Origin of the sequence: Bradyrhizobium yuanmingense (assembly GCF_900094575.1) — a bacterium.
GTDB lineage: Bacteria > Pseudomonadota > Alphaproteobacteria > Rhizobiales > Xanthobacteraceae > Bradyrhizobium > Bradyrhizobium yuanmingense.
Map to the genome: position 1 here is coordinate 478621 of NZ_FMAE01000005.1, position 13157 is coordinate 491777.

The 13157-nt window shown below is 64.3% G+C and carries 7 protein-coding genes and 1 pseudogene; 2 read left to right on the forward strand and 6 right to left on the reverse strand.

The features are described 5' to 3' along the window. Positions 1-34: 34 nt before the first annotated feature. The 5 genes from GA0061099_RS19690 to GA0061099_RS19710 form a co-directional block, all read right to left on the reverse strand. On the reverse strand, positions 35-358 hold the full coding sequence (locus GA0061099_RS19690) for a DUF2846 domain-containing protein (RefSeq protein ID WP_225151764.1): 324 nt from the start codon (positions 356-358) through the stop codon (positions 35-37). 193 nt (positions 359-551) lie between these two features. Next, entirely contained in the window at positions 552-4055 is a 3504-nt protein-coding gene (gene dnaE / locus GA0061099_RS19695; protein WP_074447996.1) for a DNA polymerase III subunit alpha, read from the reverse strand. Positions 4056-4510: 455 nt separating this feature from the next. After that, a complete protein-coding gene (locus GA0061099_RS19700) occupies positions 4511-5233 on the reverse strand; it encodes an outer membrane protein (RefSeq protein WP_036025267.1) in 723 nt (240 codons plus the stop codon). 557 nt (positions 5234-5790) lie between these two features. Continuing rightward, positions 5791-6429 carry an HD domain-containing protein gene (locus GA0061099_RS19705; protein WP_036025269.1) on the reverse strand — a complete coding sequence of 213 codons (639 nt, stop codon included), beginning with the start codon at positions 6427-6429 and terminating at the stop codon, positions 5791-5793. A gap of 41 nt (positions 6430-6470) precedes the next feature. After that, on the reverse strand, positions 6471-6932 hold the full coding sequence (locus GA0061099_RS19710) for a carboxymuconolactone decarboxylase family protein (protein WP_036025271.1): 462 nt from the start codon (positions 6930-6932) through the stop codon (positions 6471-6473). Between the two features lie 114 nt (positions 6933-7046). Between GA0061099_RS19710 and pdxR the strand changes: the two are divergent. Then, positions 7047-8452, forward strand: a pseudogene (pdxR, locus tag GA0061099_RS19715) (MocR-like pyridoxine biosynthesis transcription factor PdxR). A gap of 159 nt (positions 8453-8611) precedes the next feature. Continuing rightward, on the forward strand, positions 8612-9931 hold the full coding sequence (locus tag GA0061099_RS19720; RefSeq protein ID WP_050995942.1) for a hypothetical protein: 1320 nt from the start codon (positions 8612-8614) through the stop codon (positions 9929-9931). 49 nt (positions 9932-9980) lie between these two features. Here GA0061099_RS19720 and GA0061099_RS19725 read toward each other — a convergent pair whose 3' ends face one another. Continuing rightward, the gene (locus GA0061099_RS19725) at positions 9981-13130 is read right to left on the reverse strand and encodes a GAF domain-containing hybrid sensor histidine kinase/response regulator (RefSeq protein WP_074447997.1); all 3150 of its coding nucleotides are present in this window, start codon (positions 13128-13130) and stop codon (positions 9981-9983) included. Positions 13131-13157: the final 27 nt, after the last annotated feature.

A 13157-nucleotide genomic window follows, 5' to 3' on the forward strand; every position in this document is an offset into this window, starting at 1 on the left:
GCGCGATCAAAGGCACGTCGTCGTACCGCGCGCCCTACTCGACGGCTTCCAGCTCCGCGAGCTTCGTCCGCGCGGTTGCCTCATCCAGCGCGACGAGCTCGCCCGGACCGAGATTGGCCTCGCCCGCCGTCGCGACGGACACGACCGCAAGTCCGGCCAAACCGCCGAGCACGGCGCCGCCCATGGCCGCATCGTGCCGGGGGCTGCTCTTGATCAGGTAGAAATGCGTCCGGCCCGCCTCCATGACGATCTCGCGCTTGGTCTCGCCTGGAAACATCAGCTCGGTGAGCAGCACGTCGTGACGCCCGGCAGGCACACGCGCGTGCCCCGCGCGCGGAGGACCAACCTTTTTCGACACCGACGCAAAGTCCGTACCAACCTGATTGCTAACGCACCCCGTCAGCATGGCACAAACGGCCAACAACAACGCAACCTGTCGCAGCATCACACGCCCCATTCCATTCCCCGGGACATGCTAGTCGGAATCAGCGCAGGGTTGCAACCGATGCAGTATGACGACTTTGCAAAAACCGGAACGCGTGGCGGAGAAGCTAAAGCTGCTGCACGTCGACGACGCCTGCCACCGCCTTGATCGCGCCGGCGATCTGCGGCGAGACCTTGAAGCGGCCGGGCAGCTTCATCTCCACCTCGGTCTCGAGGTCGAGCATCAGCACCAGCGAGACCTCGCCGTCGCCGTTTCCGCGCGGTGCGATGCCCGGACTGCCGACCTTCGGCGCGCCGCCGTTGGCGGCCGCCATCTCGGGCCCGGCGAGCCGCTTGGCGATCGAGTCCAGCGGCTTGGTGTCGCGCAGGAAGATGCGCAGGCCCTTCTGCGTCTTGGCCGCGGCGTCATCGAGCGGCTCGGCGTGCAGCACGCGGGCGCGGACGTCCTCGCCCTGAAGCTCGGCCCCGAGTTGCAGCAGCACGGCCGCGCCCGGCTCCAGCACGTCGCGATATTGCGCAAGTCCTTCCGAGAACAGCACCGCCTCGAAATGGCCGGTGGGATCGGACAGCCCCATGATGCCCATCTTGTTGCCGGTCTTGGTACGCCGCTCCATGCGCGAGACCACGGTCGCGGCGACCTTGCCGGCGGTGGCGCCGGTCTTCACCGCGCGCGAGAACTCGGCCCAGCTCTGCACCCGCAGCCGCTTCAGCACGGTCGCGTAATCGTCGAGCGGATGTCCCGACAGGAAGAAGCCGATCGCGTCGTATTCGCGGCGCAGCCGCTCGGCCGGCAGCCATGGCTCGACCTGCGGCAGCATGATGGTCGGCGCATCCGCCGACATGCCGAACATGTCGTTCTGGCCGATGGTCGCAGCTTCATGCGCGCGCTGGCAGGCGGCGAGGATCGCATCCGCACCGGCAAAGACGCGCGCCCGGTTCGGCTCCAGCGTGTCGAAGGCACCGGCGGCGGCGAGACTTTCGATGATGCGCTTGTTGATCGCGCGCGGCGAGACGCGCGCGGCGAAATCCGCGAGCGAGGTGAACAGGCCGCCCCGGGTGCGCTCCGCGATGATCTGCTCGATCGCCTGGATGCCGACGCCCTTGAGCGCGGCGAGCGCGTAGTAGATCGTGTTCTCGCCGACCTCGAAGGTCGCGCCCGACCGGTTGATGTTCGGCGGCTCGACCTTGATGCCGAGCCGCTGCGCCTCGGAGCGGAATTCGGAGAGCTTGTCCGTGTTGTTGAGATCGAGCGTCATCGACGCGGCGATGAACTCCACCGGATAATGCGCCTTCATGTAGGCGGTGTGATAGGACACCAGCGCATAGGCCGCCGCGTGACTCTTGTTGAAGCCGTAGTCGGCGAACTTCGCCAGCAATTCGAAGATGGTCTCGGCCTGCCCCTTCGGCACGCCGTTCTTCACCGCACCCGCAACGAAGATGTCGCGCTGCTTGTCCATCTCGGCGCGGATCTTCTTGCCCATGGCGCGGCGCAGGAGGTCGGCGTCACCGAGCGAGTAGCCCGACATCACCTGCGCGATCTGCATCACCTGCTCCTGGTAGATGATGACGCCGAAGGTCTCCTTCAGGATCGGCTCGAGCACGGGATGCAGATATTCCGGCTCCTCGTCGCCGTGCTTGCGCGCGCAATAGGTCGGGATGTTCGCCATCGGGCCCGGCCGATAGAGCGCGACCAGCGCGATGATGTCCTCGAAACGGTCGGGGCGCATGTCGATCAGCGCCCGCCGCATGCCCTGGCTTTCAACCTGGAACACACCGACCACGTCGCCGCGCGCCAGCATCTGATAGCTCTCGGCATCGTCGATCGGCAGCGTGGCGAGATCGACATCGATGCCGCGCGGCTTGAGCAGCTTGCAGGCGACGTCGAGCACGGTGAGCGTCTTCAGGCCGAGGAAGTCAAACTTCACGAGGCCCGCCGGCTCGACCCATTTCATGTTGAACTGGGTCACCGGCATGTCGGATTTGGGATCGCGGTAGAGCGGCACGAGCTCGCTCAAGGGGCGATCGCCGATCACGATGCCGGCCGCGTGGGTCGAGGCGTGGCGGGTCAGGCCTTCGAGACGCTGGGCGATGTCGAAGGCGCGCGCCACCACGGGATCTTCGTCGCGGAACGCCTGCAGCTTCGGCTCGCTCTCGATCGCGGCCGCCAGCGTCACCGGCGCCGCCGGATTCTGCGGCACCAGCTTGGTCAGCTTGTCGACCTGGCCGTAGGGCATCTGCAGCACGCGGCCGACGTCGCGCAGCACGCCGCGCGCCTGCAGCGTACCGAAGGTGATGATCTGCGCGACCTGGTCGCGGCCGTAGCGCTGCTGCACGTAACTGATCACCTCGCCGCGGCGGTCCTGGCAGAAGTCGATGTCGAAGTCCGGCATCGAGACGCGTTCCGGATTGAGGAAGCGCTCGAACAGCAGGCCGAACCTGATCGGGTCGAGGTCGGTGATCGTGAGCGCCCACGCCACCAGCGAGCCTGCGCCGGAGCCGCGGCCCGGCCCGACCGGAATGCCGTGAGCCTTGGCCCATTTGATGAAGTCGGACACGATCAGGAAGTAGCCCGCGTACTTCATGCGCATGATGACGTCGAGCTCGAACGCCAGGCGCTTGTTATAGTCTTCTTCCGCCGTGCCCTGAGAGAGGCCGTGCACGCGCAGACGGTTGGCGAGCCCCTCCTCCGCTTGGCGCTTCAGCTCGGCCGCCTCGACGGCGGCGGCATCCGAGCTCGCTGCGGCGCCGACGGTGAAGAACGGCAGGATCGGCTTGCGCGTCATCGGCCGGAACGAGCAGCGCTCGGCGATCTCCACCGTCGAGGCCAGCGCCTCCGGAATGTCGGCGAACAGCACCGCCATCTCGGCGCGCGTCTTGAAGCGATGATCCGGCGTCAGCTGCACACGGTCGGTCTCGGCGATCAGCCGGCCGCCGGCGATGCAAAGCAGCGCATCATGTGCTTCGTAATCGTCGGTGGTCGCGAAATACGGCTCGTTGGTCGCAACCAGCGGCAGTCCCTTGGCGTAGGCGATGTCGATCAGGCCGCCTTCGACGCGCCGCTCCTTCTCGGCGTTGTGGCGCTGCAATTCGATGTAGAGACGGTCGCCGAAAAGAGCGGCCAGACGCTCGCACCGCGCCCCGGCGAGCTCGGCCATGCCGCCGGCGAGCGCCAGCGAGATCGGCCCGTCCGGCCCGCCCGTCAGCGCAATCAGGCCCTCGGTCTCGCCCTCGAGCCAGTCGAGCTTGATGAACGGAGCATGGCTGTCCGGCGATTCCAGGAACGCGCGCGAGTTCAGCCGCATCAGGCTGCGATAACCGCGCTCCTGCGCGGCGAGCAACACCACGCGCGAGGGTCCCATCGCGTTGCGCGCGTTGGGATCCTGATCGCCGAAATCGATGGCGAGCTCGCAGCCGACGATCGGCTGGATGCCGGAGCCCGCCATCTTGTCGGAGAACTCCAGCGCGCCGAACAGATTGTCGGTGTCGGTCAGCGCCAGAGCCGGCTGGTGGTCCTTCTTGGCAAGCTCGGCGAGCTTGGCGATCTTGATCGAGCCCTTGAGCAGCGAATAGGCCGAGTGAACGTGAAGGTGAACAAATCCGGCGCTCGGCATGGTCGCGTGACGGCCTCTTGCAGATGAGATGGAGCGGTCGCCGGCGCCTCAAGGCATCATGCACCTGCGCGGCCGACTCGCTTCCCAATGGTGGGGTGCAGCGCCGCCAGAGTCCACGCCGCAGCGACCACTTCGCACCGCCGTCCCGCTTTTCCCCAACCAGCCATGCGTGAAGCCTGGCCTCAGAGCTGCGGTATGACTTGGGCCCAGATCGCGATCATCCCGACGAACAGCGTGATCGACGCCAATGCGGCAGCCTCTTCGACGAAAACCCTGAACATGTCTCGCTCCTTCGTTAGAACGTATGAAGAACATTGTTCTCATTCTGTTCTCAGGAGTCAAGCGCAACGGGTGACCACACAACACGATGGTTAACTCGCTGAATTCACCCAATAAAAAAAAGCCCCGGCCAAGGCCGGGGCTTTCGACGACCGCTCCAGTGGGAGCGATCAGGATCAGTAACGGCCGATCATCGGGCCGCCGAACTTGTAGTTCAGGCGGACGAGACCCATGTCGATGTCCTGCCCGATGCGTTCGACAGCGCCACTGGCGAAGGTGACGTTGTGGTCGCCGAGGAAGATGTGGTTGTACTCGACGCCGACCGTCCAGTTCGGAGCAAAACCAAACTCCAGGCCCGCGCCAACCGTGGCACCCCAGCGGGTCTCGTCGGCCCGGTCGAGGTTCGCACCCGTCACGACGCTGTAGACGTCGTACTTGTTGCTGACGACCGCCGCACCGCCCTTCGCGTAGAGCAGGACGTTGTTCCAGGCATAGCCAACCTGGCCTGTGATCAGACCGAACGCATCGACGCGCGTCCGGTTCCGCAAACCGGTGATTGCGCTGATGTTGTCACCCGAGAAGTCGGCCCAGTTGCCCTGGCCCTCGAGACCGAACACGAACTGGCCGGACTGAAAGCGGTAACCGATCTGGCCACCGACGGTGCCGCCGGTCGAGTTGTGGGAGCCTTCCGGACCGAAGCCGACCAGATCCCACGACGTGTCAGCCGAACCGCCGCCGCCGTTGATACCGATGTAGAAGCCGCTCCAGTCGTACACCGCAGCGATCGCCGCGGGCGGTGCTTTGGTGTAGGGCCGTGCCGCGAGATCTGCCGCAAGTGCCGGCGCAGCCGCGCTGAGCGCGACGAGGCTGACAGCTGCAAGCAACAAATTCTTCTTCATTTGATTCCCGTTCCAGTTTCTACAGTAGTGGGCCCCCCGGCCGTGGGTCCTCATAACAGCGATCGACGGAATTGCTGTAGCCGCGGCGCCACAGTGTGATCGAAAGGACTTTGCTCATTAACGAATGTTAATCGAGCATCGCGGACACCCTATCAAACAAGGGGTTTTGCAGCAGTTTCAATGTTGACGAGGCGAGACAAGCTGCATGCGCGCGCAACATCGTCGCGCGCACATTCGCGTGATGGGAGAGGCGAATGCGAACAAGTTCCTCATCCAAATTGTCGCCATCTTTTCGCTCGCTTTCATCACATTCGTGGGCGCGTCAATCGCTAGCTCGCCTCCGCGCGTACTTCGCCGGACAAAGCGACACCCCATACGCGATCAGAGTCGTCTGCATGATGAGGCCAATCAGCGACAGTGCCTTTTGGAAGCTGCAGCCTCACACACCGTCTTTCACCTGAAAAGCCCGCCTGAAGCGGGCATCTCGAAGGATGGTCGCAGGAACGGCTGAACAGCTCTCGAATGCCATAGCCCTGCGATGAGCGCGCTGCGTCTGCTCAGCTTTGCCAGGGCGCATTGCGGATCCGCGTGCACGCGTTCGGCCTTTGGAAGCTCGGATCGTGATCTGCGATGTAGTCGAAGTTGACCGTCCCGAACGTCGTCTGCGGTTTCTTCAGCGCCGAGCAGGTCTGTACCTTCACGAACTCGTTCTTGAAGTCACCGCGCGGGAACGCCGAGATCACCTGCTCGCGCTGCTCCGGTGTGTAATGATCATACCCGATGCCCACCACATCCACCAGAACGCCTGCGTTGGTGAGCGCGATTTCCGGTCTCATATATTGCGGAATGCCGGGCGTGGTGTGCAGGGCGATGGCCTCCCACACCAGATCGGCCTGGGAATCAGCGATGCCGCGTGCCCGCAGAAACTCGCGCGCTGCATCGGCACCGTCGACTTCAAACCGCTTGGTCGCGGTATGGTAGTGATCGACGAGGCCGAGGTCGTGAAACAGGGCCGCGACATAGAGAAGCTCGGAATCAAACTTCAGCTTCTGGCGCAATCCCGTCATCGCGCCGAACACGTAGACGCGAACGGAATGGTTGAACAACATCTCGTCTTCGTAACTGCGCACCAGCTCGGCGGCCTCGCGAGCCAGTTGGCTGTCGGGAATTTTGACGCCGGAGATCACTCTCGTCATTTTCAGGTTCCTGCTTTCTGTTTCGGCTGATTCCCTTCGGGTCAGGCGGCCTCCTCGAGCGCGGCCTGCGGCGTATTTCGAAAGCTGATCGACATGCGATTGTACGCATTCATCAGGCTGATCGCGATCGTGAGATCGACCAGCTCGCGCTCGCTGAAGACTTTGCGAACGGCTTGATAGGCCTCATCCGGGACGTTGGTCTCGGCGACGCGGGTGATCGTCTCGGCCCATGCGAGAGCCGCACGCTCGCGCTCGTCGAAAAGATGGCCCGCCTCGGCCCAGGCCTGGACCAGCGCGATCTTTTCGATTTTCACGCCGCTCTTCAGCAGGTCGCGTGTATGCATGTCGAGGCAGTAGGCGCAATTGTTGATCTGCGACACGCGAAGATAGACCAGGGTGACAAGCGTCGCGGGAAGTCCGCTCTGCATGACGTAGCCGTAGACACCGCCCAGCGCCTTCATACCTGCCGGTGCGACGTGATTGTAGTTGAGCCGTTCGCTCATCTGCCTGCTCCTTGATGATCGGGGGATGAACCCTCCCTCTTGCCCCCTTAGGTGCCCCTGCACTGGTCCACAAAAAAGCACCAAGAACGTACAAAACTCGTGTACCACGCAGGCATGACGAGGCCGCTGCATCTGGAGCTCGATCGATCTGCAAAGACGCCGCTGGCCGAGCAGATCCACAAGGGGATCAGGACCGCGATCGAAAGCGGCGTTCTCGCCCCCGGCGCACGCCTGCCCTCCTGGCAGGATCTCGCCGCCCAACTCGGCGTCGCCCGCGGCACCGTACGGGTGGCGTACGAAAAGCTCTCATCCGCCCAACTGATCGTCGCAAGCCGCGCGACTGAACCCATGTCGCCGACAGGCCCCCGTTCCCAGTAAGGCGGGACAGCGCCCCGTCGCCCGGCTCGTTCATGGAGATGTACCAGGAGCTGACGGCGGGGCCCGCGATCTTCCAGATGGGCGTGCCTGCGCAGGAGACCCTTCCCGCGACATTGCTGGCGCGGATGCGCGCGCAGGCAGTTCGGGCGGAGGTGAGCGCACCGGCGATCTACCCGGATCCACGCGGCGAGCTGGCGTTGCGGCGCGAGATCGCGGCCTACCTCGCGCTGGCGCGCGGGATCGAATGCGCGCCGTCCCAGATCATCGTCACTGCCGGTTTCAGCGGCGGCCTTGGCTTGGCGCTCCGCGTCCTCGGACTCGAGCAGAAGAAGGCCTGGATGGAGGACCCTGGCTTTCCCTTTACCCGGCAGGGTCTCGCGCTTGCGCGATTGTCGGTTGCGCCGATCCCCGTTGATGCGGACGGCATCGATGTCGATTACGGCATGAAACATGCTCCTGATGCGGCACTGGTGGTCGTGACACCGGGCCAGCAGGCGCCGCTCGGCTCCACATTGTCGCTTGTGCGGCGCTCACGCCTGCTCGACTGGGCAGCGCAAAGCAAGGCATGGGTGATCGAGGATGACTATCTCAGCGAGCTTCAGCTCAAGGGCCGGGCGACGCCGGCGCTCGCATCGCTCGACCGCGCCGGCCGCGTCATTCACATCGGCTCTTTCAGCAAGACGGTGACGCCTGCCCTGCGGCTGGGCTTTGTCGTCGCACCGGCCGCCCTGGCGTCGCAATTTGCCGAAGCTGCTGCGTGCCTTGCGCCCGCGCCTGGGCCGGCGGTGCAGCGCGCGATGGCCGACTTCATGCGCGAGGGCCATTATCTGCGGCATCTTCGGCGCACGAAGCGGGTTTACGCTGCACAAGGCGATGCATTGCTGAAGTACCTTCGCGCGCGCACTGCGAACATTGCGCTTGCCGGGTTGGCGGCGGTGCTGCAATTGACGGACGGAGCACCCGACCTGGCCATCGCCAGGGAAGCAGCACGGATGGGACTTGCGCCTACGCCGCTGTCGCTCTGGTATGCGTCGAACGGACCGGTGCGCCCGGGACTTTTGCTCGGCGTGGCAACGTCTCCGCTCAAACGAATTGAGGCGTCCTGCGATCGACTGTTGCAAATCATCGATCGTCTGACCTGATCTTGACTGACGGACGATAGCACGCCGCGCATGGATGCGTTGCTGGCGGTGGCCGGTGAACGAAATAAGCGTGCACCGGCCGGCCCATCAAAAGTTGTGATAACGGCGTTTCTCATATAGGGTCGAACCTCTTCCTCGCCGTGCGTGGTCGCTTGCTGCATGCATGTCCGTATCCTGCTCCTCCTTGCCTTGCTTCTGCTTCCGGGCACTTTGCGTGCCGAAGCAGCGCCGGCCGAGAAAACCGGATTTGCTTCCAGGCTGACGATCTATCTCGCCAAGGGGCCGGCCGACGCATGCGGGCCGGGCTGCGATCGCTGGATCGCCATCGAGGGCGAGATCGATCGCGAGGCGGCGCTGCGCATTCGCCGCTTCCTCGCCGCCGTCAAGGACCTGCAGCGTCCGATCTACGTTCATTCGCCCGGCGGCAACGTCGAGCAGTCCTACGCGATCGCGCGGTTGCTGCGCAGCCGCAAGGCGGTTGCCAGGGTTGGCCGGACGATCGCGACCGCCTGCGCCGCGGGCACGCAGGTGGATGCCGCCTGCCTGAAGCTCAAGAACGCAAGCGGCGAGGTCGAGGCCGAGCTCACCACGACCCGCGCCATGTGCAACTCGGCCTGCGCATACCTGTTTCTGGGGGCGGCATCGCGCGAGGTCGCCCCCGACGCCGCAATAGCGGTCCATAATTCCAGGCTGGTGCTCGCCTTCGACGGACGGCCCGATCCAGCGGCCGTCGCGGAATACAGGCGTCGCCGGCTGTTAGCGGCCGATCGCGATCGCGCCGCGTTCATCGCTGCGATGGGAATTGGCCGCGAGCTCGATTCCCTCATCCGGACGGTGAAGTTCGAAAGCCTACACGTATTGACGCGATCCGAGCTCTACGGTTTCGGCATCGACACGCGACCGCTCGCCGAAACGAAATGGACGCTGGAGAAAGAGGCCCGGCCGTTCGTCCGCAAGATCGCGACCGCAAAGAAGGCGAACGGCTCCGCGTTCCGAACGATGGAGCTGCGCCTGTCTTGCGAAAGCAGCAAGGGCGCACCGCTGACATTTGCGGCCGAGGTCGACGAAACGGCCACCGGCAAGAGCACGATCCTGATCACGGCGGATGCCGACAAGGAGAAGACGGCCGGAGGATCTCCGGTGCGGACCGGCAAGCACGAGGTCTGGCGCAGCAACATCGACCCCGACAGGGTCAAGGCGATACTGGCCTCCCGCTCCCTGCAGGTCCGCGAAAGCACGCCGATCGCGGACGACAAGACGGACATCATGACATTCGAGCTCGACTTGGCGGGCCTGCCGTCACAATGGGCTCGGCTCACGGCATCCTGTTCATTGCCGACGCCGGGCCCGGCAAGCTCCTGGCCGACGTTGCCGGGGAAAGCCGCTCCCTGGCAGGCAGCTCATTGGCCCGAAAGCCCTTGGACGCCCGCCCCCCAACTGACCGTCAGCACAAACCCTCGGCCCGCTCCGTCGCCTTGAAATGACGTCGAACTCGCCCCGGGCGGGCGATTCAACACGCAACATTCATTCAACCCTCATCGAGCAGGGAGCGGACCTTGGCGGCCAGGTCTTCGATCGCAAAGGGCTTGGACAGCAAATGCTTGCCGGCATCGAGCACGCCATTGTGGACGATCGCGTTGCGCGTGTAGCCGGTGGTGAACAGCACTTTCAGATCCGGGTATCGTCTCGACAGCTCGGCCGCGAGTTCGGCACCGGTCATGTCGGGCATGACGACGTCGGTGAACAGCAGATCCGGAACGAAACCGCCTTCGATTTTGCCGATCGCCTCCCGGGCGCTGGCGGCCTCGACGACGGTATAGCCAAGCTCGCGCAGGCTTTCGGACGAGATGCCGCGGACCCGCTCGTCGTCCTCGACGACGAGGATGGTCTCGCTCTGCGGACTTGCACCGGGATGCAGCACGCCGTGCGACGGGGTTGAGACAGGCTCCTCGCCCGCGAAGCGTGGAAGATAGATCTTCACGGTCGTGCCGACGTCCACCTCCGAATAGATTTTGACATGGCCGCCCGACTGCCGCACGAAGCCGTAGACCTGGCTGAGGCCAAGTCCAGTCCCCTTGCCGACGACCTTGGTCGTAAAGAACGGATCGAAGACCTTTCCCAGCACGTCGGCCGCGATGCCCGTGCCGTTGTCCGTCACCGCAATGAGCACGTACTGCCCGGGCTGCAGCGCGTATTCGCGGGCGTATTTTCGATCTATCGAGGCGTTGGCGGTTTCGATCGTCAGCCTGCCACCCTTCGGCATGGCATCGCGGGCATTGACAGCAAGATTGACGAGAGCGCTTTCGAGCTGCGCAGGGTCTGCCTTGACGCGCCAAAGGCCAGCCGCGAGGACCGTCTCGAGACGAACGAGCTCGCCGAGCGAGCGCTCGAGCAGCTCACTCATCTCACCGACCATCTTGTTGATGTCCACGACCTCGGGCGCAAGAGGCTGCTGCCGCGAGAACGCCAACAATCTTTGTGTCAACGTGGCGGCACGGTTCGCACCATCCGTTGCACTATCCAAGAAACGGTCAATGTTGAGCTCGCCCTTGCCGAGCCGCCGTTTGGCGAGATTCAAGCTGCCGAGGATGACGGCCAGCATGTTGTTGAAGTCGTGGGCGATCCCCCCGGTCAATTGCCCGACGGCTTCCATCTTCTGCGATTGCCGCAATTGCTCCTCGGCCTTCATGCGCTCGGCGATCTCGTCGGCGACACGTTGCTCCAGCTCGGCATTGAGCGCTTCGAGCCTGGTCAGCAGCTGGGCGTTGTCAATGGCCGTCGCGGCATGGCCGGCAATGCCGAGCAATGCGGATTCGTGCTCCTCGTGGAATCGACCGACCTCCGCATGACCGAAGAAAAGCCCACCGAGCACCTCGCCGCTGCGCGAGATCACGGGGACCGCCAGATAGGACCGGACCGGAAGATGGCCCTCGGGCATGCCTTTCCGCGGCGCATTCTTGCCATAGCGCGGGTCTTGCAGGATGTCGTCCGACCTCACCACGCCCGTGCCCTTAAAGGTCGGCTCGAACACGGCGGTGGCGCGCGGCATCGGGAAGTTTTCGAAAGCGGATCGCGGCACGCCGGACAGCGAGTACAGCATGTAGCTGCCTCCGTCCGCGGCCGGGACGTTGTAGAAGAAGGCGCCGAACTGGGCGCCCGTCAGCTCGACGCCGGCATCCGTCACGATCTGGACGATCCTATCGAGATCACGTTCGCGGGCAACTGATGCCCCCGTGTCGTTGAGGATCCTGAGATGACGCTCGGTCTTCTTTTGGGCGGAGATATCCAGCACAGTCCCGATGAATCGCGTGGCCTGACCATTGGAAAAGATCGTGTGGCCCGTTGCGGCGATCCAACGCTCGACGCCATCCTCGATACCGACGGTCCGGTATTCGATGTTGTAGCTTCCCGGAGAATTGGGCTGTAACGCGGTCGAGACGGCCTCATGAGCGCGCTGCCTGTCGTCGGGATGAATGCCTTTCAGGAATGAGCCCTCATAGCTGACCTCGGCATTCGGTGAGAGACCGAACACCTCCTTGCAGCGGCTATCCCATCGAAGGACATCGTTGATCGGATCGTAGTCCCAGGTGCCGATTCCGGCGGCCTTGTTGGCGAGGACCAGCCGTTCGGCAGCTTCGCGCGCCGCCTGCTCGGATCGGACGCGCTCGATGTGCGCCCATGATCGCTCCGTCACCTCGGTCAGCAAGGCAAGTTCGCGCGGCGTCCACAGATGCGAGCCGCGGTGATGAATGGCCATCAAAGCGGTCAGGCGCCCTTCCTTCACCAAGGGCATGCAGATCGTCGAACCGATCCCGATGCGCTGGAAAGTGGCGGCTTCCTCGGGAGCGATCTCCTTCAGGTTGTCGTTGATGATGAGGGGCCGCCCGGCGCCCAGCTCTCGCACCGCCTTCTCGCCGAAGTCGGCAAGACTGTAGTGCCCCACTATGTGCATCGCACCGGGGGCCACCCAATCCCCGCGGATGGTGAAGCCGTCCTGATCGGGATCCATGTCGGCATAGGCGCAGTTGGAGACGCCGAGATACTCACCGACCATTCGCGTCGTCACTGCCATGACGCCGTCGGCATCGCGCGTCTTCGCCGTTTCCTTATTGAGAGCGTCGAGGAAGATGAGCCGCGCCTCGTTCTCGCGCACCGCGCTCTCGGCGCGGCGACGTTCGACGGCGGTGCGGGTGCGTTCGGCAACCTCTCGGATGAGCTCTAGCTCTGCTGCGCTCCATTCGCGCGGCATTGCATTGTTCAGGTAGAGCAGCGCCACGACCCCGTCGGGCTCGGAGATCGGCATGTTGACCAATGCGCGGGCCGAGATTGCCTCGAGAGCTCGGGCGCGGTCGCCGACGCGAGGGTCCTTTTCAGCATCAGCGCAGACGACCGTCTCACCCCGCTTCAAGTCTTCGATATAGCTGCCATAGTCGCGAAAGCGCAGCACGCCGGCCAGGCTCGAGATCCCAGGCGCATTCCAGTCGCGCGCGATCGTGATGGTCTCTGCGGAGGTATCGACGGTGCCGTAACCTGCCCGGCTGACATTGAGGCTGCGGCCCAGCAGCTCCGCCGCCGCATAGGCGAGATCGTCGGGGTCACCGATCTCCCGAATATAATCGCCGAGGGTGGCTAAGACGGCGTTGCGGTCGGCCGAGGCCCCACCGGTCGCTGTCGTCATCGGTCAACCCCGAACACGTCCCTCGCT